General features: G+C 59.0%; 20 protein-coding genes and 2 pseudogenes. 18 read left to right on the top strand and 4 right to left on the bottom strand.

Features of this window, described 5'->3' with window-relative positions:
- Positions 1 to 89: 89 nt before the first annotated feature.
- Together ICI42_RS20955 and ICI42_RS20950 are read left to right on the top strand one after the other, a co-directional pair.
- The gene (locus ICI42_RS20955) at positions 90 to 467 is read left to right on the top strand and encodes a helix-turn-helix domain-containing protein (RefSeq protein ID WP_183825920.1); all 378 of its coding nucleotides are present in this window, start codon (positions 90 to 92) and stop codon (positions 465 to 467) included.
- Entirely contained in the window at positions 467 to 1,699 is a 1,233-nt protein-coding gene (locus ICI42_RS20950; RefSeq protein ID WP_188166553.1) for a type II toxin-antitoxin system HipA family toxin, read from the top strand. The genes ICI42_RS20955 and ICI42_RS20950 overlap by 1 nt, the downstream gene beginning before the upstream one ends.
- A gap of 221 nt (positions 1,700 to 1,920) precedes the next feature.
- On the opposite strand, the gene ICI42_RS20945 is transcribed toward ICI42_RS20950, so the two are convergent.
- Together ICI42_RS20945 and ICI42_RS20940 are read right to left on the bottom strand one after the other, a co-directional pair.
- Positions 1,921 to 2,835 carry a hypothetical protein gene (locus ICI42_RS20945; RefSeq protein ID WP_210317432.1) on the bottom strand — a complete coding sequence of 305 codons (915 nt, stop codon included), beginning with the start codon at positions 2,833 to 2,835 and terminating at the stop codon, positions 1,921 to 1,923.
- A 68-nt stretch (positions 2,836 to 2,903) separates the two neighbouring features.
- A complete protein-coding gene (locus tag ICI42_RS20940) occupies positions 2,904 to 4,988 on the bottom strand; it encodes an ATP-binding protein (protein ID WP_188166552.1) in 2,085 nt (694 codons plus the stop codon).
- A gap of 502 nt (positions 4,989 to 5,490) precedes the next feature.
- On the opposite strand from ICI42_RS20940, the gene ICI42_RS20935 reads away from it, so the two are divergent.
- The 16 genes and pseudogenes from ICI42_RS20935 to ICI42_RS20860 all read left to right on the top strand — a co-directional run.
- The gene (locus ICI42_RS20935; RefSeq protein WP_188166551.1) at positions 5,491 to 5,784 is read left to right on the top strand and encodes a HigA family addiction module antitoxin; all 294 of its coding nucleotides are present in this window, start codon (positions 5,491 to 5,493) and stop codon (positions 5,782 to 5,784) included.
- Complete coding sequence (locus ICI42_RS20930) at positions 5,781 to 8,579, top strand: class I SAM-dependent DNA methyltransferase (RefSeq protein WP_188166593.1); 2,799 nt, start codon at positions 5,781 to 5,783, stop codon at positions 8,577 to 8,579. Before ICI42_RS20935 ends, ICI42_RS20930 begins: the two co-directional genes overlap by 4 nt.
- A complete protein-coding gene (locus tag ICI42_RS20925) occupies positions 8,576 to 9,358 on the top strand; it encodes a hypothetical protein (RefSeq protein WP_188166550.1) in 783 nt (260 codons plus the stop codon). Before ICI42_RS20930 ends, ICI42_RS20925 begins: the two co-directional genes overlap by 4 nt.
- Positions 9,355 to 11,415, top strand: coding sequence for a DEAD/DEAH box helicase (locus tag ICI42_RS20920; RefSeq protein ID WP_188166549.1), 2,061 nt, complete (start codon positions 9,355 to 9,357; stop codon positions 11,413 to 11,415). Before ICI42_RS20925 ends, ICI42_RS20920 begins: the two co-directional genes overlap by 4 nt.
- Positions 11,408 to 12,607, top strand: a complete 1,200-nt coding sequence (locus tag ICI42_RS20915) for a GIY-YIG nuclease family protein (RefSeq protein ID WP_188166548.1) — start codon at positions 11,408 to 11,410, stop codon at positions 12,605 to 12,607. Before ICI42_RS20920 ends, ICI42_RS20915 begins: the two co-directional genes overlap by 8 nt.
- Positions 12,608 to 12,644: 37 nt before the next feature.
- Positions 12,645 to 13,337 (top strand): HNH endonuclease, encoded by a 693-nt coding sequence (locus tag ICI42_RS20910; protein ID WP_188166547.1) that lies wholly within the window; start codon positions 12,645 to 12,647, stop codon positions 13,335 to 13,337.
- Complete coding sequence (locus ICI42_RS23485) at positions 13,334 to 13,972, top strand: hypothetical protein (protein ID WP_210317430.1); 639 nt, start codon at positions 13,334 to 13,336, stop codon at positions 13,970 to 13,972. The genes ICI42_RS20910 and ICI42_RS23485 overlap by 4 nt, the downstream gene beginning before the upstream one ends.
- A complete protein-coding gene (locus tag ICI42_RS20900; RefSeq protein WP_188166546.1) occupies positions 13,972 to 14,259 on the top strand; it encodes a nucleotidyltransferase family protein in 288 nt (95 codons plus the stop codon). Before ICI42_RS23485 ends, ICI42_RS20900 begins: the two co-directional genes overlap by 1 nt.
- Positions 14,260 to 14,613: 354 nt before the next feature.
- Positions 14,614 to 15,489, top strand: coding sequence for a sigma-70 family RNA polymerase sigma factor (locus tag ICI42_RS20895; RefSeq protein ID WP_188166545.1), 876 nt, complete (start codon positions 14,614 to 14,616; stop codon positions 15,487 to 15,489).
- Positions 15,482 to 16,072: a hypothetical protein gene (locus tag ICI42_RS20890; protein WP_188166544.1), complete on the top strand. Its 591-nt coding sequence runs from the start codon at positions 15,482 to 15,484 to the stop codon at positions 16,070 to 16,072. Before ICI42_RS20895 ends, ICI42_RS20890 begins: the two co-directional genes overlap by 8 nt.
- A 3-nt stretch (positions 16,073 to 16,075) precedes the next feature.
- Positions 16,076 to 19,480, top strand: coding sequence for a UvrD-helicase domain-containing protein (locus ICI42_RS20885; RefSeq protein WP_188166543.1), 3,405 nt, complete (start codon positions 16,076 to 16,078; stop codon positions 19,478 to 19,480).
- 84 nt (positions 19,481 to 19,564) lie between these two features.
- Positions 19,565 to 20,308, top strand: coding sequence for a multiubiquitin domain-containing protein (locus tag ICI42_RS20880; protein WP_188166542.1), 744 nt, complete (start codon positions 19,565 to 19,567; stop codon positions 20,306 to 20,308).
- Positions 20,308 to 20,691: an E2/UBC family protein gene (locus ICI42_RS20875; RefSeq protein ID WP_188166541.1), complete on the top strand. Its 384-nt coding sequence runs from the start codon at positions 20,308 to 20,310 to the stop codon at positions 20,689 to 20,691. Before ICI42_RS20880 ends, ICI42_RS20875 begins: the two co-directional genes overlap by 1 nt.
- Positions 20,688 to 22,034: a HesA/MoeB/ThiF family protein gene (locus ICI42_RS20870; protein ID WP_188166540.1), complete on the top strand. Its 1,347-nt coding sequence runs from the start codon at positions 20,688 to 20,690 to the stop codon at positions 22,032 to 22,034. The genes ICI42_RS20875 and ICI42_RS20870 overlap by 4 nt, the downstream gene beginning before the upstream one ends.
- Positions 22,031 to 22,555 (top strand): DUF6527 family protein, encoded by a 525-nt coding sequence (locus ICI42_RS20865; protein ID WP_156631028.1) that lies wholly within the window; start codon positions 22,031 to 22,033, stop codon positions 22,553 to 22,555. Before ICI42_RS20870 ends, ICI42_RS20865 begins: the two co-directional genes overlap by 4 nt.
- A 676-nt stretch (positions 22,556 to 23,231) precedes the next feature.
- Positions 23,232 to 24,025 (top strand): annotated as a pseudogene (locus ICI42_RS20860) (tyrosine-type recombinase/integrase); the annotation flags it as partial.
- On the opposite strand, the pseudogene ICI42_RS20855 reads toward ICI42_RS20860, so the two are convergent.
- Both ICI42_RS20855 and ICI42_RS23785 read right to left on the bottom strand, forming a co-directional pair.
- Positions 23,991 to 24,277 (bottom strand): annotated as a pseudogene (locus tag ICI42_RS20855) (helix-turn-helix transcriptional regulator). The pseudogenes ICI42_RS20860 and ICI42_RS20855 sit on opposite strands and share 35 nt — an antisense overlap.
- Before the next feature lie 453 nt (positions 24,278 to 24,730).
- Complete coding sequence (locus ICI42_RS23785; protein WP_230980482.1) at positions 24,731 to 25,354, bottom strand: DUF3299 domain-containing protein; 624 nt, start codon at positions 25,352 to 25,354, stop codon at positions 24,731 to 24,733.
- Positions 25,355 to 25,465 lie beyond the last annotated feature (111 nt).

Raw genomic sequence — 25,465 nt, 5'->3', positions numbered from 1 at the left:
CGGGCGCGGACTAGAATTCTTGACCTTGGAGCTAATTAGTCATATATGATGGGTTTATAAATTTTTTGCATCATATATGGATGATTGAGATGGGTTCTCCTAAGGCGAAGCCAGCACTGGAACGGCTGGGCCAGGATATCCGCAACGCGCGTCTGCGGCGCGGCATCGCCGTGGCGGATCTCGCCGTGCGTGCGGGAACCTCGCCAAGTTCCATCGCGCGCCTTGAACGGGGCGATCCGGGCGTTGCCATCGGAACGCTTGCCGACGTTCTCGTTGTGCTGGGGCTTCTGGAGCGGCTCGCTGACCTGGTCGATATCCGCAAGGATGATCTGGGGCTGGCGCTGGTAGCGGAGCAAGGACCGCGCCGGGGGCGCTCCTTCGCGGCAAGGCTGAAAAAGCAGAAGGCTCAGACGGAGGAGACGCAGGATCGGCAGGACGTTGTGGACCCTGACGGGGCTTCCTTCTGATGGCCGATTTCGTCGCCCATGTCGCGCTTGGCGAGAGCCGAACATCGGTGGGCCAATTGCGATTCACCCATACCGGGCCACGCCAATTCTCAACTTTTGCTTATAGTCCCGAATGGATCGAAAACCCGCGCGCCTTCGCCATACAGCCCGATTTCCCTCTTGAGGCCGGCCCATTTCACACCTCGGGGCAGCCCGGCAACATGCGCGACGCTTTGGCGGGCGTTTTCGCCGATGCGGCTCCGGACAGTTGGGGACGAAGGCTGCTCGAACGCGCCTACGGCAATGGTCTCAACGAATTCGAGTATCTGACTCTTTCCGACGATACCTGCCGCCAAGGCGCGCTACGCTTTCTGGATGACAAGGGCGAGGTCATTCGCGGCAAGGCAGCGGACGCCGTTCCGCGTCTGGTCGATCTCGAAACCATCACGGCGATCGCGCGGGCCTATGAGCAAGGCAAGGAAATCTCGCCAGAGGAAATGCAGGCGCTGGCCGGCGCCGGCGGCTCCGGCGGCGCTCGCCCCAAAGCCAATGTCAGGGACGGCGATGCACTGTGGCTGGCGAAGTTCACCTCGGTCCACGATCAACAGCCGACCGAGCGCGTCGAGGTCGCGACGCTGCGCTTGGCGGCGGCCTGCGGTATCCGCACGCCCGAGGCACGACTCGAACTGGCGGACACGCCGTTCCCAGTTGCGCTGATCCAGCGGTTCGACCGGCGTGGGTCCGCACGTATTCCCTACATCTCCGCGCGCACCGCACTCGGCAAAACGGGGGTGGAGCTGGGCTCCTATACGGAGATCGTCGATTTCATGCGGGCTTACTCACCCGATCCTTCCGACGATTTCCGTGAACTCTATCGGCGTCTGATCTTCACGATCCTCGTGTCCAACAAAGACGATCACCTGAAGAACCACGGCTTCCTCTATGTGGGAGCGGGTCAATGGCGGCTGTCGCCGGTATTCGACGTGAACCCAGCACCGGATCGCAACCCCCATCTCGAGACGGCGATTATCGAGGGCGGGGCCCATGATCGGTCGATCATCGTCGCACTGGAAGCCTGCGAATTTTTCGAGATTCCCGAGGCCGAGGTACGGGAGATCATCCGAACCATGGCGCAACGCATTTCGGACGGCTGGCGGGAAGCCTTCAGACAGGTTGGCGTCTCTGGCGCGCTGGCGCGGGACTATGAGGCTGCTTTCGTCGGCGGTGAGATGGAAACAGCTCGCGGTCTTTAAGTCATATCTGACGGATAAGGTCCAATTATTCGTCAAATATGAGCGACTTCAAGGGCTGGTCCGCCTCATGAACTCTGCTGCACAGTTATCGGACGAACCCGAGACCATGGAGCCGGGCACCGTATTCAAGGCTTCAAACACGCGTGCGTTGATATCGCCACGGTTCGATCAGGCGCCCGTGACGGTCGGTTTTCTTCCGAACGATCTCCGCCGAAAGAACGTCATCTATCCGCGCGCGCTGCCTCCTCTCTCAAGACCACCGTTTGCCGCTTTTCAAAGTCACGCTCCCATAACAGGGCCTCCTGGCATTCGAGGACGACGACCCTTTCGGCGAGGACTTTGGGATGCGTGTGCAGCCTGCGTACAAAGGCGACAGCATCCGGTGTTCGCTGCCATAGGTCGCCGCACTGATTCAGATAGTGGCGAGCCGTCTCCGGTTCTGCAAGGTTCGACCCGTGCCAGATCGCAAGCGCCGCCGGCTCGGGGTTCCCTGACAGCATCTCGGCGATATAGCCGTTTGCGACAAAACCATGGCGCAGCCTGGTCGCGGCAGAGACGGGGTCACCGGCCTTCAGGTGCAGCAGGGCATGCTCATAGTGATAGGGCGGGTAGTGTGCGGCTTCGTCGGTGAAAATGCGCTCGGCCTTTGCCGTTTCGCCAGCGCGAAGATATTCCGGACCAATCAGGTAGCGGATGCCCTGATTGTCGTTCGGATTCCAGGCAAGCATCTTCTCCATCAGTAGGAGAGCGTCCTTGCGCTGGCCAAGCCGGAGCTGCGACAGTACAACGCCATGTGCCGCGCGCAGAAAGGGGCGGTTTTCCAGGAAGCCCCATTCGATCGAACCGGCATAGCCGGCGGGGATCGCACGCTCACCTACTTCCAGATCCTCAAGGCAGGCTTGGAGTGCAAGCTTGGGCTTGCCTTCTTCCATGAGTGCATAGCCCAGATGGGCATGGCCATCGATGAATTGGGGGTGACGATCGACCAGCGCCTTCAGCGTCTTGACGTACTTTGCGGGCGCGAGCGTCCCGCCATCGCGCTGCTCAAGCGCGTCATCCAGTTCCTCGACGATCTGCTCATAACCATCGTCATAACGGAGAACACCGCCGTCATCGAAGATTTCAAGCGTGAGCATGCCCTATCTCCTGTCCTGTCCTGTCTGCGGGCATATGTCTGCTTTCGATCAACCTCGCATCGTAATTGTCAGTGCGGACGCTCGTCGCTGGGGGCTGCGGGCGGAGCAGATGGGTGAGCAGGCTGCTCTGGATCTTCCGAGGCACCAGTCGCAGACTCATCCCCATTGCTCTCATCGGGTTCCTCCACAATGACACCCTCCAGGTATTGGCTGTGCTTTTCCTGGAGATACTTGATCGCGGTGCTTTCATCTGCTGAATGTTCCAGATGTTCCTGGAAGAACTGTAGTCGAGCACGATTGTCCTCGATTAGCTCGCCCCACGTCTTGATTCCCACAATATGTCTCGGCCCTTTCGCGATCAGACGCCTTTCGCGATCGGGTCCGCTTTCAATTTCGTGCTTGGCAAAATCGTCGTAGGCGTTCGAAACGAGCCAGAAATGCCAGCGGACCCCATCGACGGTCGAGAACCGCTCATCCGAGGTGACGGCGATTGCGTATTGTTTTGCCTGCGTGATTTCCTTGGCCCCGATCTTCACCCTAGGAGCTTTAAGTTCGACGATCATGTGTTCGATGTCGTTGGCCCGATGCCGCCGGGTGGAGCGAGAGAACATCAGATCGATGATCCCACGCGCTTTTCCGATCACCTTGACTGGCTCGTCGATCGAGATGTCCGGGTCGAGATAATCGCGATGCTTTTCAAGGACGCGACGGAGGTCCTTGTCGCTCACCCATAAATTATACTCTTCTTCGAAAATCCACGTATTCTCGGCAAGTATCTTGTGAAGTTGGGTTCGTTCTTTCAGTCGACCTTTGGTTTCAGGATCAAATACAATCGACTCTAGGGCAGATATGAACTTGAGCCGATCGGCAACCGTTTTGGCGGCGGTGATGATTGCTGAAAGTGTCGTCTCTTGCAGGAGGGTGGCGAGTTCTTTCTGCTTGCGCGCAGGGAGGTCTAGAACTTCCTTCAAGATCAGTTGCAGCTCCTCGGGTCCGCGCTCGATTGCGTTCCGAAGCATACGAAGGTGCAGAGCTTTCGCCTTGGCCGAGCTGATCGCGAGGTCCGGCGCCAGCTCTTGAACCTGAACTGCAACGATATCAAAGACTTGACGCTCAACCTTTTCGACGGCGTTTTGCGGCTCGCCTCGGTATGGGTAGACATCCTCGGCGATCCATTCGTCGACGAGCGATCGGGCCTTTTCTGCGGCCTTTTCACGGAAATAATTTTTTATCGCTGATCGGGCGTTTTCGACTGCCGCGGTGAGCAGAGGATCCATCTCCGATAGGGCGACCCGCTCCTCGTTGTGAAGCTCCTCGACGTAGGTGGATTTCAAGTAGGCGGAGAAAGAGAAGCCGGGCACGTGAAAGCGGGTCTCGACCTGATCGAACGGAAATCCGCTTGCGGAGCAGAGATATAGTACTCGGCGCGCGTCCGTTCGCCATTCAATAACCTCCAGCTCAACGTTGTGCCGGGCACCTTCCGCAGTTTCGATCGGCGGCAGCGAAACTTTATGGTGGCTGGCGATCGCCTTTTCGGGATCGAGTCTCTGGCCAGCGATCGAGATGGAAACGGCCCGATAATTCATGAGATAGAGCGCGAAAATCTCGTTCATGTCCTGAACGCCTTCGTCGCTCTCGAAGGTTCTGAAGTCGCGCCGGAGATCGTCGATCTCGACGATGACCCCTGTCGAGCGGTTCGGCGCTGGCGCTTCCTCAGTGATGGTAACGTCCGTGAGATCAGCTTCGAGCAGCTTGACCTCAAATGCCTTGCGCCCAGACGGTTCGTCGTAACACACCTTCCAAGTGGCGGACTGGCCGAGAGCGAATGCCTTGTAGCGGCCGCGTCCTTCTTGCCCATGGATTATACGATGGTTGCGCTTCGTCTGACGGATATGGCGTTTCCAGGAGCCACCCAGATTGCCGAAAAGAGCGCGCGCGTCGTTTCGTGAGAACCCGTCACCATTGTCATAGACGACGATTTTGGACATTCCGCCGGCTAGGTCTTCGTATACGAACTCCACTGAGACATCGGTGGCATCACCATCGAGGCTATTCCACAATAGCTCCGCGAGAGCAGGTATCGGCTTCGCCTTGGTCTGCCGTGCCAGGAAGTCATCTCTTACTGCAACGGAAACGTGTTCTTCGCCTGGCATGAGCCCTCCAGCCCCAGATTGGAGATATTTACTTTCGACCGGATAAGCTATGGCCTGCAGATCGGCAGCAATTTTTAGTATCAGACCCGCTCCCACACCTTTCTGGCAAGAGGGTTAGCGCTTCTGCGACATTAGACCGGCACGTCCACGGAAAATCTGCGTCTTCACTTGCTGGGGTCGATGTGCAGGTCGCAGATATCAAAATCCCGCGTGCGTTTTTGTCGTCGGGAGCACGGGGATCGGCGTCGGCGAATCATGACAGCATTCGTCACGGCGTCCATATGGTAGCGGAAACGCGACATCGCTATTGCCGACGCTGCCTGGATGATCTGCCGAGAGGTCGTTAGGCACCGCCGCAAGGTGGATCCGGTCACGCCTCCGAGCGCCTCCGTCACCGCGAATATTGCGTGGAAAGGATGATCCAGATGCTGCGCAAGTGATTGTCGAGTGTCGATTATCACTATAGGGTCACGGAATGTGGTTTTAATGAGTCGATTGGGCAATGCATCCAGGATCAGCAGTTCGGCAGGAATGTCTCGAAAAGCACGGACTCAGCGTGACCGACGCCGCGCGCGTGCTTGGTGTGGATCGCCAGACTCTCAGCAATCTGCTCAACGCTCGCTCCGGCATCTCGCCTGAAATGGCAATCCGGCTGGAGAAGGCGTTCGGGACACCGGCTCGAGAGTGGCTGATGCGGCAACTCGATCACGAGCTGGCAGAGGCGCTGCACAAGGCCGACAGCATAGAGGTGCAGCCCTTTCCTCGCGCCCCGGACGAGATGCGGGGACGCTCATGAACGCGGTCGAAATTGAAGAAGCCATTTCCGCGCTGGTGGAGCGACCTTTCGACGCCGAGGAGTTTCCCTACGCGTTTCTGGAGGCCTTCGGAAACAAGGAGACGACCCTCAAACGCTTGCGCAAGGGCGATTCCAACAAGTCTGACCTGTGCGGTGTGCTTCAGACGAACAACATTCACATCGCCACCTGCAAATTGGGCGATGTGACGCGCACGTTGGAGGCGTTGAAGGCGAGCCCGGCCACGGTGCGGGCGAAGGCACGCTTTGTGCTGGCGACGGACGGCGACATGTTTGAGGCCGAAGACCTCACGTCTAACGAGGCGCCGATTTCCTGTACCTATGCCGATTTCCCGAACCACTTCGGTTTCTTCCTGCCACTGGCCGGGATCACCACGGTCAAGCAGGTCCGCGAAAGCTCGTTCGATATTCGAGCGACCAGCCGCCTGAACCGGCTCTACCTCGAGCTGCTGAAGGACAATCCCGAGTGGGGCACCGCGCAACGCCGACACGACATGAACCACTTCATGGCGCGGCTGATCTTCTGCTTCTTCGCGGAGGACACCGAGATCTTCAACGGTAGCCGCGCCTTCACGTCCGCCGTCGAGACCATGAGCGCGAAGGACTCTGCGAACACGCATGAGGTGATCAGCACGCTGTTTCGTGCGATGAACACCAAGGCAGACGAGCGTGCCGCCGCCGGCGTTCCGCGCTGGGCCGATGGCTTCCCTTATGTGAATGGCGGGCTGTTCTCCGGCAGCACGGATGTGCCGCGCTTCAGCCGCATCGCGCGATCCTACCTGCTGCACATCGGCAGTCTCGATTGGAAGAAGATCAACCCGGACATTTTCGGTTCGATGATCCAGGCCGTGGCCGACGACGATGAGCGCGGTGCACTCGGCATGCACTACACCAGCGTGCCGAACATCCTGAAGGTGCTGAACCCGCTGTTCCTCGACGACCTGCGGGAGAAGTTGGAAGAGGCAGGCGACAATGCTCGCATGTTGCTCAACCTGCGCAAGCGCATGTCGAAGATTCGGGTGTTCGATCCGGCCTGCGGCTCGGGCAATTTCCTCGTCATCGCCTACAAGGAAATGCGGGCAATCGAAGCGGAAATCAATCAGCGCCGCGACGAAGCTGACCGACGAACGGAAATTCCTCTGACCAACTTTCGTGGGATTGAGCTGCGGGATTTTCCGGCCGAAATTGCGCGCCTGGCGCTGATCATCGCCGAGTATCAGTGCGACGTGTTGTATCGCGGCCAGAAGGAGGCGCTCCGCGACTTCCTGCCGCTCGACGCGCAGAACTGGATCACTTGCGGCAACGCCCTGCGGCTGGATTGGCTGAGCATCTGCCCGCCGACGGGAACTGGCGTGAAACATCATGCCGATGACCTGTTTCACTCGCCGCTCAATCAGGCCCAGATCGATTTCGAGAACGAAGGCGGAGAAACGTATATCTGCGGAAACCCCCCCTATCGCGGCAGCACGTGGCAGACTGATGAACAGAAGGACGATCTAAAAGCGATCTTCGACGGGCGCTGCAAGCAATGGAAGTCGCTCGACTACGTGAGCGGCTGGTTCATGAAGGCGGCAGACTACGGTCGGCACACGCCGACTGTTATTGCCTTCGTGTCCACCAACTCGATCTGCCAGGGCCAGCAGGTGCCAATCCTCTGGCCGTTGATCTTCCGATCTGGCCACGAGATTGCCTTTGCGCATACCTCGTTCAAGTGGGCGAACCTTGCCAGCCACAACGCCGGGGTGACCGTTGCAATCATCGGCCTATCGCGGCCGCCCATCGCCGCCCGCCGCTTGTTCGACGAGGAACGCGACGTCCGCCGCGGAGAAGCGCGCATGGCAGTGCGCGATGTGGAAAACATCAACGCCTATCTGGTCGCAGGCGCAAACATAGTTGTGGAGAAGCGCGGCAGACCATTCGGTGATTTGGCTGAGATGGATTTCGGCAATAAGCCGGTCGATGGCGGCAACCTACTTCTTAGCCTCGACGAGGTGGAGGCGCTTGCGTTGAGCGACAGCCAGCGCAAGCGCTTCGTTCGTCGCATCTACGGTTCAGCTGAATTCATTCGCGGCCTCTCGCGCTTTTGCATCTGGATCAAGGACCAACATTTGCAGGAAGCGTTGGATATCGAGCGGATTGCCCAGCGGGTCGAGGCGGTGCGGCAGATGCGGCTGGCTAGCACCAAAGCCGCTACACGCGCTGGCGCTGGAACAGCTTATCGATTCGACGAGTTGCGGCAGACTGGATTCGAGACAGCAATTATCGTGCCCTCTGTTTCGTCCGAAAGTCGCAGTTTCTTGCCGGTCGGGTACTGTGAACCGGGCACGATCGTTTCCAACCTCGCTTTCGCCCTCTACAACGCGCCTCTCTGGAATCTCGCGCTCATCGCCTCGCGCGTACATCTTGTGTGGATCGCCACCGTCTGCGGCAAGCTGAAAACAGATTTCCGTTATTCCAATACACTCGGCTGGAACACCTTCCCCGTTCCCACGCTGACCGAGAAGAACAAGGCCGATCTGACCCGCTGCGCCGAAGATATTCTGTTGGCGCGCGAGGCGCATTATCCCGCGACCATCGCCGACCTCTACGATCCAGACGCCATGCCTACCGATCTGCGCGAGGCCCATGAGCGCAACGATGAGGTGTTGGAACGGATCTACATCGGCCGCCGGTTCAAGAACGACACAGAGCGGCTCGAAAAGCTGTTTGAGCTTTACACGAAGATGGCTGCGGCACCGAGCAATGCCACCAAAGCTCGCAAGGCGGCGACCGCATGAGCGACTATGTGTTGTTCCAGATGTGGGGTCCATTTCGGCAGTCCCTAATTGCCGGCCACAGGTTCTATGTTGAACAGGCGCAAAAGCGCTTGCTCTCACAGTTCGAAGACATCGAGGCCGAAGCCGACAAGGCTGCTGACGAATGGCTTGAGAAAAGCAGCGGTCGTTTTGACCCTGATCGGCACGACCCTGGCGAATTCTACGAGGCTGCCAATGACGCCGGGATCGAGTTCTACAGCCTTCTGAGCGGCATGCGTGACCAGACGAGTTTAAGTGTCGTCGCTGGGATGTTTCATGAATGGGATAAGCAGCTTCGTGACTGGCTCGTGCGTGAGATTCAACACTGGCATCATGGCGATGTTGCTGCACTAAAGGTCTGGTCGGCTGACTTCGTCCAGATTGCGGAACTGCTGGAAAGCCTTGGCTGGAAGATTGCCAGCACTGGCTACTTTTGCCAGCTTGATGCCTGCCGCCTTGTGGTCAACGTCTATAAGCACGGCAAGGGGAAATCCCTGGAGGATTTGAAGCAGAAATTTCCTGAGTACCTTGAAGACCCGTTCGGTGGATCGGGCGGCGCTTTCTCAGGCGTGGAGCATCGTGACCACACGCATTTGAAGGTGACCAAGGATCAGTTCCACGCATTTTCAGGCGCTATTGTCGCTTTCTGGCAGGCTGTGCCGGAGAATATATTCGAGTCACAAGTCAAGGACGTGCCCGACTGGTTTGGGAAGGCTTTGCTGAAAGACCGCACCGGCCAACCACAGGGGAAGACGAAATGACCTTCAACCCACCAAAATCAGTCCCCTCTGTCTCGGTTTCCTATTCAAGCAATGGCAGTTCGACCAAGGCCAACGAGTTTGGCATGCGACCGATGCAGGAGCGCGCGTTCGAGAAGCGGGGAGAGCAATACCTGCTGATCAAATCGCCGCCGGCATCTGGCAAGAGCCGCGCGCTGATGTTCATCGCGCTAGACAAGCTGACCAACCAAGGCGTCAAACAGGCGATCATCGTCGTGCCGGAAAGATCCATTGGCTCCAGCTTTCATGACGAGCCGCTGAGCAAGCACGGCTTCTGGGCGGACTGGCACGTCGAGGCGAAGTGGAACCTCTGCGACGCGCCGGGCAACGACAATGGCGGGAAGGTCAATGCGCTCGGCGCATTCCTTGAAAGCGACGACAAGGTGCTGGTCTGCACCCATGCAACTTTCCGTTTAGCCGTCGACAAATTCGGCGTCGAAGCTTTCGATGATCGGCTGATCGCGGTGGACGAATTCCACCATGTCTCGGCCAATCCCGACAACAAGCTCGGCATTCATCTGGGCGAGTTCATCACCCGCGACCGCGTGCATATCGTCGCGATGACCGGCTCCTATTTCCGGGGCGATGCCGAGGCGGTGCTGGCGCCACAGGACGAAGGCAAGTTCGAGAGCGTTACCTACACCTATTATGAGCAGCTCAACGGATACCAGTATCTGAAGCAACTCGACATCGGCTATTTTTTCTATTCAGACTCGTATGCCGACGACATTCTCAAGGTGCTGAACCCAGGCGAGAAGACGATTATCCATATCCCCAACGTCAATTCGCGCGAGAGCACGAAGGACAAGATCAAGGAGGTGGAGCACATCCTCGAGGAGCTGGGCGCCTGGCAGGGGACCGATCCAGCCACCGGATTCCAACTGATCAAGACGCCGGAAGAGCAAACCCTGCGCATTGCCGATTTGGTCGATGACGATCCAGCTAAGCGGGATCGCGTATCCGCCGCGCTGAAAGACCCTGCGCAGAAGAACAACCGCGATCACGTCGACATCATCATTGCGTTGGGCATGGCGAAGGAGGGCTTCGACTGGATCTGGTGCGAACATGCGCTAACGGTTGGCTACCGCTCCAGTCTGACCGAGATCGTGCAGATCATCGGGCGCGCCACCCGTGATGCACCGGGCAAGACCCGCGCGCGCTTCTCAAACCTGATTGCTGAGCCTGCAGCTGCCGACGACATCGTGACCGAAGCAGTGAACGACACGCTGAAAGCGATCGCGGCGAGCCTGCTGATGGAGCAGGTGTTGGCCCCTCGCTTCGAGTTCAAGCCAAAAAATCCGCAAAACGAGCCGACTCCGGGCTTTGACTATGGCGAGGGCGGCTACGACCCGAACAAGTGCAACGTCGGCTTCAACGAGGAATCCGGCAAGTTCCAGATCGAGATCAAGGGCCTCGCCACACCCAAGAGTGAGGAGGCAACTCGCATCTGCCAGGAGGATCTGAACGAGGTGATCGCGGCCTTCGTGCAGGACAAGACGACGATCGAGCGAGGCCTGTTCGATGAAGAGTTGGTTCCCGAGGAACTGACCCAGGTGCGCATGGGCAAGATCATCAAGGATAAGTTCCCGCATCTCGACGCAGAGGATCAGGAGGCCGTGCGTCAGCATGCTGTGGCGGCGTTGAATCTGACCCAGAAGGCGAAGGAAGTCGCGGCGGGCAGCTCGCTCGGCGAGGAGAGTGCGAATACCGCCTTTGTCGATGGCGTGCGCAAGTTCGCAATGGATGTGCGCGAGTTGGACATTGACCTGATCGACCGGGTCAATCCGTTCGGCGAAGCCTATGCGATCCTCGCCAAGACGATGAGCGAGGATAGCCTGAAGCAGGTTGCTGCGGCGATTGCCGCCAAGCGCACCAGCCTGACGCCGGAGGAGGCGAAGGTGATCGCCAAACGTGCCGTTGAGTTCAAGCGGGAGCGCGGGCGGCTGCCGTCGATCAGCTCGGCCGACGCTTGGGAAAAGCACCTGGCAGAAGGTGCTGCCGCGTTTGTCCGCTTCAAGGATGAGGGCCGCTATGAGTGATCTTGACCTTGATGAACTGCGTTCGGAGCTCGACGATTTCACGCAACCGGAAAAGAAGGGTGGCCGTTCCCCCCGGGAGGAGCGCATTATCGCGGGCTTTGAAGAGATTCAGCGCTTTGTCGAGAAAACCGGCCACGCTCCGCGCCACGGCGAGCATGGTGATATATTCGAACGGCTCTACGCCGTGCGGCTCGACCGACTGCGCGCGCTGAAAGAATGCCGGTCCCTTCTCACACAGTTTGATCACCAGGAACTGCTTACAGATGCGTCTATGGCGTCTGGCCCGCCCGCTGACTCGATGGACGAGGACGAACTGCTCGCCGAACTCGAGGGCGCTGCCGGTTCACCCGATATCACCAGGCTGCGCCATGTGCGCACCAGTGCGGAGAAGCGCGAGGCCGAAGAAATCGCGAGCCGCGAGAAGTGCGCGGATTTCGAGAGATTTAAGCCCCTGTTCCAGCAGGTGCAGGCCGATCTTGAGAGCGGGCACCGGATCACAAGACCCTTCGTCAAGGATGCCGGTTTCCTGAAAGCCGACATTCAGGTCGGACAATTCTTCATCCTTGGTGGCCAGACAGCTTATGTGGCGGAGGTCGGAGAGCTGATAAAGGCGCCGAATGGCGAAACCGACGCGCGGCTCCGGGTGATATATTCGAATGGCACCGAGAGCGACCTGCTGCTGCGATCGCTGCAGCGCGCCCTCTACAAGGATGAGGCTGGTCGGCGTATTACCGAGCCCAGCGCCGGCCCGTTATTCGACGACCAGACTGGCGATGGTGATCAGGCCAGCGGCACGATCTATGTGTTGCGGAGCAAGTCCGACCATCCCCTGGTCGCAGCCAACCGTGAGATCCTGCACAAGATTGGCGTTACGGGCGGTAGCGTCGAGCGGCGTATTGCTAACGCTCGGCTTGATCCAACCTACCTCATGGCCGACGTCGAGATCGTCGCGACTTACGAACTCTACAACATCAACCGCGCCAAGCTCGAAACGTTGATCCACAAGGTCTTTGGCGCCGCTCGCTTGGATGTCGAGATCAAGGATCGTTTCGGCCAGCCAATCGTGCCCAAAGAGTGGTTCCTAGTTCCTCTATTCGCCATTGATGAGGCCGTAGGTCGCATCAAGGATGGCGCGATCACGGGTCATGCTTATGATCCGAAGACTGCGCAATTAGTGCAATTTGACCGCTGACGTTCTCAAACGCGGGCGACCGAAGACTGGAGATCGGATGGCAGATCGTAAGGCGATACCAGCTGCAACACGTCTGCGCCTCTTCGCGGCTGCATCGGGGTATTGTCAGAAACCAGATTGTCTTGATTCACTCTTTCCCGCTGAAATGGGTGGGGACAAACACATCGCTGAAATGGCACATGTCATCCCGCACGGCAACGCAGGGCCACGCCACGAAGACCGACCGGCAGAAGGTTTCGACCCCGATACGTTCGAAAATCTGATCTTGTTGTGTCCGACCTGCCATACGAAGATAGACAAGGATCCCGACGCTTATCCACGCACTATTCTGCTTGATTGGAAAGCCAATCATTTCGGACGACTGGCGCTCAAGCAAGGAATCAAAGCCTACGACAATCGGGAACAGGCGAGGGCCGCACTCGCTGGCATCATGGCTGAGAACCGGGCAATCTGGGAGAAGTTCGCACCCGAGGAAGGCTCGGGCTTCGAATATGATCCGGAATCCGGCAGCGCGGCGGCCTGGGACCATCGGATGAGAAGCGTAATCCTGCCCAACCACTATCGCACCTTGGCGATCATCGAGGCCAATCTGGGCCTCGCCACAGCGGATGAGCGGCGCACCTTCGCTGAGTATCAGGAGCATGTGCGCGGCCTGTCGGAGCGTCACGTATGCGGGGTTGCCGGCCGCGCCATTCGCTTCCCGGATTCGATGGAGGGAATGTTCGCTTGAACTGGCAGATCAAATACGCGCTCGCCGCTTTCGCAAAAGAGAGGCAGTCGAGCGCGGAACATGTCGGCGGTGACCTCATCCGGATCATGACGCAGGATCGACCTGACGTACTTGCGGCCATTACGTCCGTCGAGACGGTCGATCAGGCGACGGCAGCTCGATACCGGGAACAGGTCGAGGGCCTCGATTTCCTATGCGGCTATCGCGCAGAATGTGTCTGGGAGGGGGAGGCAATCCAGTATCTCGAAGAAAACTGTATAGGCTGGGGAAGCTTCGGCACACTCAGTTCAGCGGCGCTGGACGGGAATGCAAACTCGGCGCCGCACAAGGTCTACAAGTTCTCGGATCGGCTTCTGCGGCAATATGGGCGTGTGGAGAAGGTTGATAGAGAATTCGACCGCATCCACCGGATCACCCTGCGGAGTGGCGCGACGTTTCGGATCGGCATGATTGCAGACTATGAACCGACGGCCAACGAGGTTCGCTCTATGTGGGACCGTTTTGGCCCGGTCGACATCGTGTGGAACATCAATCCCAATGGCACGCCGCAGCCCGAAGCGAACGAGGCGGGCCGAGAACTGGGGTGCGAGGTGATGAAATGGGAAGAGTTGAAGGAGCTCCTGAGCAGGGCTTGATGACTGCCCGCGAGATCGCGGTCTACCTCTTGGGGTCTTGCCCCTCGCTTGAGCATTTCGATGCGTTCATGTTTGGCTCGACCCTACACGGTATTGGCCAAGATATTGATATTCTCATTGTCGGCCCGGGGGGTAATCTGCTGGCGCAGCTCAAGAAGGAATTGCAGTACGCAGGGAGCAGCTTGCCGTTTCACATCCTCTACATGCAACCATCCGAAGAACTTCACACGCAGTTTGTAGCGAAAGAGAGATGCATTCCGCTTGCGCACCTTGCCGCGTCATGTTGACGAAGCTGCGCTCGAATTCAGCTTTGATGTCTTTGCGGCGCGCGGTCACCAACTCGGCCATGGGGCAGCCGTGACTGATAAGGTAGACCGGTTAGGCTGGATCATGGCGCGCGACAGTTTGAAAATACCTGGTTTAGCGTCACGTCGGTTGGCAAATGTCGCATACAACCTTCTCCGATAGGTATTGGCGTCTTTAGGGTGGTATGCTTGCGAAAATAATCTCTAAAGCAGGAGCGGCGATTAGGATATGTAGCCAAAAGTGAATAACCCTTTGCAATCCGGGAATTCTACTGCTTGGTTAGAGTGACTGATAACTCGTGTGGGGTGACTTTGCGTTGAGCAACGATGTGTTCTGTGGGCGTCGTTTTTCTATTGGCTTTCACGGCGTTGATGGCGAGTTTCGGGTGGGGGGGATTCTTGGGTACGCGATACGTAAAACCACTAACGAAATGCAGATATGACGGCACGCTTTACACGCGTCGTGCGGATGTTGAGGAAGCGTTAGCGAGACTCATCGAGCAGTCGCGCCAGGAAATTATCGCTGCCTTGAAGATCCGCGACACGTCATCACCGCTCTACGTAAAGTCCGAGTGTATCGTCTATTTGATACGCGACACGCGGCACGACAACGACGAGAGCTATTTCAACGATCTTTATCGCGAACTCATGCGCCGACTCTCATCGGCACTGCCACGCATCGCCGGCGAAAGCATCGATGTGTCCGAGAGCGTCCATGCCGCGGATGCCCGCGATAGAGTGAAGGATACCTTCATCCGCAAGTTGATCGAGGATCGAGCCGAGCCAGGGTCAGCCCTCGATTATTTCGAAGTCATGTTTGCCGGTGCCACTGCAGCACTCCGCACGACATCCATGCACAGGGCGAGGAGACAGGCGGCGCGCACCGAAGCCATTGAGGCTGACCAGGAGACAAACGAACCCTCGCTGGCGGTAGAGAGCGCGGTCGGGAGTTTAGACCTCAAAGAGGAATTGCTGTCTGACGATCCGATTTACCGGTCGCGCGTAGCCGACGCGATTAGGTCCCTACCAGACAAGTTACGCAGAGTCGTTGAGTTGATCATGAGGGACATGCCAATCGATTCGTCGGACGACAGCGTCATGACCATTCGAAAGGCGATCGGCGTCAAATCCGAGAAAACGGTTCGGAATAGACGTGGCGCAGCATACCGACTGATACGCCAAGCTCTGTCGATTGGAGACGACCATGACTGACAGCCGCAACGACAGCGCAGAGGAGATCCTCCTCGCATTCGCAGTTGAGCAGGCGCACGACAATGCGACTCTTGACCGCTACCTTCAGCTATACCCACATCTTTCGGGCGAGTTAATCGACCTATCCCTTGATCTGAGACTGCAGCGCGCGACTGGAGAGATCACCGCGCCGGCCGATGAGGCGTGGGTAGAAGCGTCCCTTGCAGCCTTCCGAGCGACGTCGCCGGTTCAGGCATCCGCCGCGGTGGTCGACCCCTTCGCTAACGTCGCGCCCCAGGAGCTGGTAAGGCTTCGCCGCGCCCTTGATGTGCCCAGCGGGGTGATCCAGGGGTTTAGCTCCCGGCTTGTGGACATCGCCAGCGTGCCCGCGTGGTTCGTCGACGCTCTTGCGCGCGGCCTCCGCTCCACCGTGGACGACCTGCGCCGCTTCATGGCAGCACCACCTCGACTTGCTCCGGGCATCAGCTACAAAGCCGACGGCGCTCCATCCGCCGAGCAGGAGAAAATCACATTTGAGGACCTGCTTAAGCAGTGCAAGGTACCGGATGAGCGACGGCAGCAGTTGCTGGCCTCACAGGATTGACCCATGCACGCTGTCGAACTCGCGCGGCAGCGTGCCGCGGCGCTTCACGATGAGGTGGTCTCCAAGGGCGCTGACCCTTGGGATCCCGAGGCGCTCGTTAAAGCCGCCGCATCCAGTCTGGAATTGGACATCGAGCTTGTCGAGCCAGGCAGCGCGATCCTGGAGGGCGGCCGGGCACAGTTCGATCCAATAAATCGTGCCATCAGGCACGAGGACTCGGGAACAACCTTCTTCAAGGCCTTCCTGGTGGGCCACGAGCTCGGTCACGCCACGCTCGGCGACGACCGGGTCGAGCACGTCGCCCACGACGTCGATCCCACGCGGCCAGCAGAAGCTGCCCCCGTTGGCGAGGATCGGGTCGTCGACTACAGCCGGCGGCAGCGCCGCGAGGTCCAGATGGACCTGTTCGGTCGCGAGCTCCTGCTACCGCGCAAACGGGCTCGCGCACTCCACCTTGACGGCATGACGGCATCAGAGATTGCGACGAGGCTGGGAGCCCCCTTCGACGTCGTCGCGCTACAGCTTCTCGATGCGCTGCTGCTTCCGGCGGTCGAGCCGGACCCCGACGAGGCCGAGGTAAGGCCTCCGAAGCCGCTCAACGATGAGCAGCGCGAGGCTGCACGGCATCGTGGGGTCCCCTATCTTCTCGAGGCCGGACCGGGAACGGGAAAGACGCAGACCCTTGTCGGGCGGGTCGCCGGCCTCGTCGATGAAGGAAACGACCCCCGATCGATTCTTGTGCTGACTTTCTCCAACAAGGCTGCCGGAGAACTATCCGAGCGCATCGCCGGACTGCGGCCAGAGGCAGCGTCGGCGATGTGGATTGGGACATTCCACGCCTTCGGTCTCGATCTGGTGCGAAGATACCACAAGCAGTTGGGCTTCCCGAGAGAGCCCCGCATGATGGATCGCAGCGAGGCGATCGCGATCATGGAGCGCGAATATCTCGCACTGGACCTCACCCATCATCGGGAGTTCATGAATCCCGATCGTCCCCTCAAGGACATGCTCACCGCGATATCCCGGGCGAAAGACGAGGTCGCGGACGCTGACCGCTACGCCGCGCTGGCGCGGGAGATGCTGGACAGGGCCACCGACCCCGAGGCCCGCAATGCCGCTGAGCGGTGCGCCGAAGTCGCGCTTGTCTATAAGAAATACGAGGAGTTGAAGCTCGCGGCATGCGCGGTGGACTTCGGCGATCTCGTGTCCCTGCCCGTAAAGCTGCTCGAGTCCGATGCCGAGGCAGTCTCGATTCTGCGCGCGACATATAGCCATATCCTCGTCGACGAGTATCAAGACGTGAACCGCAGCAGCGTGAGGCTACTCCAGAGACTGACGGATGTTGGCAAAAACCTCTGGGCCGTTGGTGACGCGCGGCAGGCGATCTACAGGTTCCGCGGCGCATCCTCATTCAACATGTCGCGATTCAAGACCGAGGACTTTCCTGGTGGTACTGGTGATCGGCTGCGTCTCAACTATCGCTCGACGCCCGAGATCGTTGGCGCGTTTTCGAATTTCGGCGGGGGCATGCAGGCTGGCACCGGCGATGCCTCCCTCAAAGCAGATCGACCGTCCAGCGGTGTCCCGCCAGAGCATTTGACCTTCGGTGACAATGACGACGAGGCGGACGCACTCGCCGACGAAATTCTGCGCCATTCTCAGGACGTCGCCTTCCGCGACCAGGCTGTGCTCTGCCCCGGCAACGACCGGCTCAACCGCATGGGTCGTGAACTGGAGCGACGCGGAATTCCGGTCCTCTACCTCGGCAATCTCTTCGAACGACCCGAGGTCAAGGATCTGCTGTCCGTTCTGTCGTTGCTCGTCGACAGGCGGGCCATGGGATTGGTGCGTAAGGCCTCGCTCCAGGGATTGTCGACCGGGGTAAGTCTGCCGGGTGCCGCAGCGGTGCTCGAGCACCTTCGGCAGGTGGAAGCCGGACCGCTCGCCTGGGCCGGTTCATTGCCCTCGCTGCCAACCCTGGACGCCGCAGACACTGAGGCCATGCGCCGGGTGGCCGGCATGCTGGACGGCTTTGGCACCGATGCGCTTCCCTGGTCCGTGCTGGCGCATGTCATGCTCGATCGGACACGAACGGCGGCGCTGATCGCTTCGACGGACGATATCTCGAGTCGCGCCATGGGCGTGGCGATCTGGCAGCTGATGGGTTTCCTGCGCGCTCAACGTGCATGGCCGGGTTTGCCGATCCACCGCACGCTCGACGGGATCAGGCGACTTGTCCAGCTCGCCGATGAACGGGATCTTCGACAGATTCCGCTGGCCGCTCAGGGCATCAACGCGGTCCGGCTGATGACCATCCATGGTAGCAAGGGTCTCGAGTTCCCCGTGGTACACGTCATGGGTCTGAATAAGGGGAGCATGCCCAGCACTGCACGTAAGCCGGCCTGTCCGGTGCCAGATGGCATGATCGCTGGCGGAGAAGGAGGAACGATCGCTCTGGCTGCTGCGGATCACGCTCTCGAGCAGGAATGCCTTTTATATGTCGCCGCCTCTCGTGCCCGGGACCGCCTCCTGCTTTACTCAGCGACCCGAATGGCGAACGGCAACCGGCGCAATCCCTCGGATTTCATCGCACGGTTAGGTGTAACGACAACCCGCGCGGCAACGCCGCACGCGGATCGGAAACCGGACCCCGAGGATGAACCGCTCCCGATCGTATTGGGGCCTGAAATTAAGGTCACGACAGCGCAACTGGATCTCTATGATCGGTGCCCACGGCGCTTTTTGTACACCCATGTGCTTGGCGTCGGCGGTCGACGCACGCCAACAACCATGACGACAATGCACGATCTGGTCCGCGCCATCGTGACGGAAATCGCCGCCACTGATCCCTCCGTCGTGTCGCTTGGTGACATGGAGAGACTGCTGGAGCAGAGATGGTCTGAAGGGCCACTGGCTGGGGACGAATATCGGCTGCACCGTGAAGTTGCGACCCTGCTTGTCCAGCGGTTCGTGGCGATGCGCGCGGGTACAACCCGCTCGATACCGCCTTCTCTCCAAACAGGGCTCGGAACGACTACCGTCTCGGCAAATGCAGACGATGTCGTGATGATGCCTAATGGACGGCATATCGTGCGAATGGTTCGGACCGGTCACCGATCCTCCAAAACCGGACAGGGCCTCGCCGACGCCGCCTTCCAGATGGCGGCCGCCAACTCACTTCCCGGCTGCACGGTCGAGATCGTCCACCTCGGCGATGACGATCACACTACAAGGGTCGAGTTCGACCATAAGGCGCTCGGCAAGAGAACAGAAAAGCTTGCGGAAGTCTTCGCGGCGATCAAGGGCGGAAACTTCACGCCTAAGCGATCCGACCGCACATGCCCCTTCTGTCCCGCCTTCTTTACCTGCGGTCCAGTGGCCGACGGCAGGCTGCAAATAAATCTCTGACCAAAATTACCGGTCGGCCGATGCTGGCGAGATTAACCCTGTGAGATCGACGCAATCAGGCCGAGGTCCACAGGAAAACAAAATATGTCTCTTATCGAAAACCCCGACATCGACGATGTCGCACTCGCCGTGCAGGAAGATCGCCCCCTGCGCCCCGGTCGCTACCGGGTCTCGCTCGCTGTCGACAGCGTAGATTTCCACCCGCTTATCCTCGACGATCCGGTTCCGCTCGGCCGCCAGATCCTGAAGAAGGCCGGCATTAACGACATCGATGGTCACTCACTGTTCGTGATCATGTCCGAAGGCGACTTCGAAGATGTCCGGGCGGATGAGGAGGTCGATCTGCGCGATCGTGCCGCCTTCCGCTTCATCACTTTCAGCACCGACCCGCTCTACCGCGTCAAGCTCAACGAGGCGCGCATCGTGTGGGGCCGTTCTTCCATCCCTGAAGCGGTGCTGCGTGCGCTCGCCGGCATCGGCAGTGACGAGGCGGTCTTCCTGGAGGTGCGTGGCGGCAAAGACAAGCTGATCGAACCGGGCACCGATGCGGATCTCGCCGCCAACGGCGTCGAGAAGTTCATCACGGCGCCCAACAAGGTCACCTACACGTTCTTCGTCAACGGCAAGGCCTATGAGACCGATAAGAAGAAGCTGACCGGCGCGCAGATCAAGGCGATGGTATCTGACTGGGATCCGCAGCATGACCTGTCGCTGGAGGGCGAGGGCGATGACCCGGACCGCATCATCGCCGATGATGATGCTGTGAGCCTCGTTCCGAAGCATGGTGTCCGCCGTTTCTCGTCGGTCCCCAAGGCGAATTTCGGCTGATGCCCGGCGTGTTCGACATGCAGCTGGAGCAGCTGCGGGAGCGCTTCGGCGACGTTCAGACCCGGCAGTTGCCGAGCGGCACCACGCTCGTCACCGTGCCGTGCGTTTGCCTGCCGGAGGGGTGGTCGAAGTCGTCGACCACCATCCGCTTCATCGTCCCGCCTGGATATCCATTTGCGCAGCTCGACTGCTTCTGGGCGGATCCCGATCTCCTTCTTGCGCATGGAGGTCCACCACAGAACTCCGCGTCAACTCCCGTCCCGGAGACCGTCGAGCCGGCACTCTGGTTCTCGTGGCATTTGACGGGACCATGGAACCCCAACCGCGACAGTCTGTCGACGTGGATGAATGTGGTGATCGATCGAATGAGGCAGGTCCAATGAGCCGCGTCCGCTTTCCTGCACCTCTCTATTCCGATCTGGCGTCGATGCTGCTCGACGCCAATGACCTGGAGAGCTGTGCCATCGCCTATGCCCATCACGATGCGCATAGTGACACATGGATCGTCGCCGACGCCAGACCCGTGCCGGACGATGCGTATGAGAGCCGTACCTGCGTATCTGCGATCCTCAAATCGTCTTTCCTCATCGAGGTTGCAAACCGCAGCAGGGTCACCGGCATGGCCGTCATCGCGATCCACACGCATCCGGCCAGCCCCGGCCATCCGCATTTTTCGCCGGTCGACGATGCGGGCGAGACGGAACTGGATTCGTATTTTGTTCGGCGAGCGGCACCAGTGCCACATGTCGCACTGGTGATCGGGCCGCAGGGCTGCCGTGCGCGCCCTCTCGGAAAGGACGATGAGATCGACGTATGGGAAGTGGGAGAGAGGCTCATGCTCCATTCGCCCATGCACGGCGTGTCCGATCAGGAACGCGACGACCGGCAGGTCAGGGCATTCGGAGCGCCGGGGCAACGGCTGCTGCGCCGCCTCCACTTCGGCGTGATCGGTGCGGGTGGGACGGGATCGCTCGAGTGCGAGCAACTTGCCCATCTCGGCGCCAGGCAGATCACGGTGATCGACCACGACCTAGTCGAGGAGACGAATCTTAATCGCCTCGTCGGCTCTGTCCCCTCAGACGTTGGCCGGCCGAAGGTCGAGGTCGCGGCTAGGATGATCCGCGCCATTAACCCTGATGCCAAGGTGGTCCCCCTTCAAGCCGACATCGTCGACGAGGAGGTAGCTAAGCTCATCACAACCTTCGATTTCGTGCTGTTGTGCACGGATTCCCATGCGAGCCGGGCGGTCGTCAACCAAGCTGCCTACCAGTATTTGGTGGCCGTAATTGATATGGGCGTCAGCATCACTGTCGCGAACGGAGCCGTCAGCCATATCACGGGACGCGTGCAGATGCTTGCGCCCGGACTTCCTTGCCTGAACTGCTCGGGCGCACTCGACGGCGAGGCGATTCGGCGGGAGATGCTGACGCCTGAGCAGCGCGCGGCGGACCCCTATGTACAGGGCGAGCGCGAACCCCAGCCCGCGGTTTTGTCGATCAACTCTACCGTGAGTTCGCTCTCGATGACCATGCTGCTCGGGGCTGTCACGCCGGTTCCGATCAAACCACGCTATCAGGTTTATGACGGCATTCGTGGCCGAGTGAAGGAGATGGCTGTCGCCGTGCAGTCGAATTGCGTGGCCTGCTCTTCAATGGGCGCCTTCGCTAAAGGGCCAACCTGGAATCTGCCGGTCCGGCCAACACGTTACAATAGGAGCGGCAAATGACAGAGCCTGCACGAATGGTCCGGTTGGTCGGCGATGCTGAGTACAGGGACCAGGCTGAAGCAAGCCTCAGCACCCCTGGCGACGCTTCCATGGTGTTTCGCTCACGACCCAGATCGATTGTCATGGCGTGCCCTGATGGGTGCGGCGAGACGTTAGTAATCAACCTGGACAGTCGCGCCGACAAGGCATGGCGCTTTGATATGCGGGGAGAAGGACTTACCCTCTTTCCCTCAGTGTGGCGTGAAGGAGGGTGCGAAAGCCACTTCATCGTCTGGCGTGGTCACATTCTGTGGTGCGACCGATTTGAGGGGGGAAATCGGGAGCCGCCTTATAATCCCGAGATCGAAGCGGCCGTTCTCAGCGCAATGGACGAGGTTCAACCACGCAATGCCGTGGAACTAGCCGATGCGATCGAAGAACTCGTCTGGGACGTCAGTCGCGTCGCAAATCGGCTTGTGGGGCGCGGCCTCGCACGATCGTGGAAGATTAATGGAGGGTGGGTGTTCGTGCGGGTGGTGTGACGTGTAGCGGAGAACGATAGGCATGCTCTTGCGCGCTGGGTTCAGGTCGAACTTGCCCTGATATTCTGACCCGCCGTTGTCGAGGAACTGGTAGTAACGCCCCCGTGAAAACTCGTTTGGGTGTCAGAACAAATTTGCCTGGTAGGCAGTCGCCATGAATGACACCCGCTCTTCCAGCGGGCGGGCGCAACTCAAAAAACGTGGCTGCTGATAGTTTGAAAATGCCCCGTTTAGCGTCGCGTCGGTCAGCAAATATGGCATATGGCAAACCCTCAGTCTTCGTCTTGATACAAATCCTTGGATTCTGGCGCTGAAAACCGCACTTTGGTGTCAGCCAGCCAGAGAGGCTTAGCCCATCTCGGCTCCCTTGTTCGGCAAGGCCACCCTGATCCCAGCAATCTGGGATGAGGGCGGATGTATTGATTTCGCCGGTTTTGACGGTACTTTATCGGAGGCAAGGGATTCGAGATTTGAGGTCAATGCCTCACTGTGAAACGGTCGATAGATCCCGATAGTTCACAGAAAAATTTCTGGCCAGAAATTCCTTAAAAACCCTGCAAAATCAAAATGCTAACATTTTGACGGCCTCCATCGCGGCGCAGGGAACCAAAAAGGAAATTTTTTGCAGGAAAATCAAATCCTTAGGGCAGAAAAAATATTAGAGTGGGAATGATTCAGGCCTTCGCCTGCGACCGCCATCCACGTGAGGGATATCCTGAAGCAAATTTACGGCTTCGCCATTCTGCACGGCGAGAAGGTCGCCAATCCGGCCGATGAGGTCGGTCCGGCTTCGATCGCCACCTTTACGCCGAAGGACCGCGCGCTTTCACCCGCCGAGATCCGCATCATGTTCAAGCAGCTCGAGCATGTCGCGACGTTACCGACGATCCGCCTCGGCATGAAGCTTTACCTCCTCACCATGGTTCGGAGAGCGAGTTGCAGGATGCAGTGTGGGACGAGATCGATTTCGACAACGCCGTCTGGACGATCCCGAAGGAACGGATGAAGCGGTCGAAGCCGCACAACGTCTACCTGTGCCGACAGACCTTGGACATCATGATCGCGCTCAAGACCTGTGCCGGTAACTCCCGGTACTTGCTTCCGTCTCGGTACGACGCGGACGCACCCATGTCTCGCGCGACCTTCAATCGGATCACCTATGCCGTCGTCGAGCTAGCCAAAAAGGAGGGGCTGCCGCTGGAGCCTTTCACGGTCCATGATCTGCGGCGAACGGGCTCGACGCTGCTGAACGAGCTGGGCTTCAATAGCGACTGGATCGAAAAGTGCCTGGCGCACGAGGACGGGCGTTCATCCCGCGGCGTCTACAACAAGGCCGAGTATGAGGTGCAGCGCCGGCATATGATGCAGGAGTGGGCGGATACCGTGGACGCCTGGATCGACGGTCGGAAGCACGCCCCAACGCTTCTGCCGACAGCTATGCCCTTGATGGAGCTAGATCCCGCCCTTTGACGGGGCGGGTTTTTTACGCTTGGTGACGTCAGGATGCTGTGCTTGACGGATCGGGGCAACTCGCCGTGCTGTCAGCCAAGCCTCGACCTCGGCGAGGTCCCAAACGATACAACGTGGCGAGAGCGCGAACCGACGGGGGAATTCGCCGCGCTGCTCCATTTCATAGATCGTGCTGTCAGCCATCGGCACCATTTCTCGCAACTGGTGCCGCCGGATTGTTTTCCGAGATTGGGTAGTTTCGACCTTTGCCATGCTCAATCTCCTGCAGTGCTGAGACGATTGAGAACGATAGCTGTTGATACTGGAAGCCCCTTCGAAATGCCGTGCGGTATTTTCGGGCTGCAGCGTACCCATCGGCGGGTTCTCCCTGACTCCTAGGTTCAGCATAGGGGCGAGCACGCGCTGGTGGACAGGCTTGAAAGGTGTGAGGCCTGCGGCAACGCCTACGCCTGCTGTAGACACGACTCCCTCAAAAGCGGACATTCGACTGTGTACCGCGAAGTGCTATGTTAACGCCGTATGCCTGGTTTCGGAGTTCCGATCATCGCCACTGAACTCGTAAGCTCAAAGCTATTGACCGCAATATGTCGCTAGGCTCAGAATCTATTAATTTGGGTTGGGATGTGAATCACGGTCTCTGTTGAGGAGGCCGTGATTCAGATCTCAATCGGAATTAGTAGGTCCCTTCCTAGAGGCAGGTTGCTGCTATCTGGTCAGCAACTTCCACGGGTTACTGCTTGGAAGGGCAGCCGTAGGAGGCGTAACGCGTTTTTCGACAAAGGCTTTGCCTATGCCGTAACCCGATGTCAGGACCGTTGGTCCGTCCATGATGAAGAGTTGTGTTTTCTCCAGTTCCGGACGGAGTGTTCCAAGGACCGACACAAATTCATAAGCGCGATCAATCCCGAACGGGACCGACGGTATAACGTGCACCATCTGGTTTGGTGGCGGCTGTGGAGTGTGGCTACAGGCGCCGAGCCAAGGTACGAGCAAGAACTCGTAGACCAGATGCTGATCGCGATCGATCGGCAAAACGTAACCTTCGATGCGCACTGCGATCCCCGTTAGGTCACGAGACAGGGTTTCGCCCTGAGCCCGGGATCCAGCCATCCCGGGGAAGATCGAGTTGTACTCCCCCTGTCCCTCCGGCCGCAGGTCCGACCAATCGATATGACGCCCGGCCACTTCACTGGCTTGGATTGTTCCCGGCAGCAACGATCCGAACGCGGCCAGGACACAAGGCAGGACAAATACATGGCAGATTCGGAGATTGACCATACGAGCACGCTGGTGGCGTTGCCATGTCGTGTCAAGCCTCGTCATGGCCATCTTGAACTCCTGTTCTCAACATTGCGCTTCAACAGCCGCCATCCTTCAAAAACAAGAACCTTCGCAGCTACAGCAAATGCCGCGTCAGCGGATTTTTCAAGCCCAATTCCT

This window comes from Oryzicola mucosus (genome assembly GCF_014534685.1).
In the GTDB taxonomy this organism is placed as follows: Bacteria; Pseudomonadota; Alphaproteobacteria; order Rhizobiales; family Rhizobiaceae; genus Oryzicola; species Oryzicola mucosus.
Note: the sequence above shows the minus strand (reverse complement) of the source record. Positions and strands in the feature narration are given on the sequence as shown.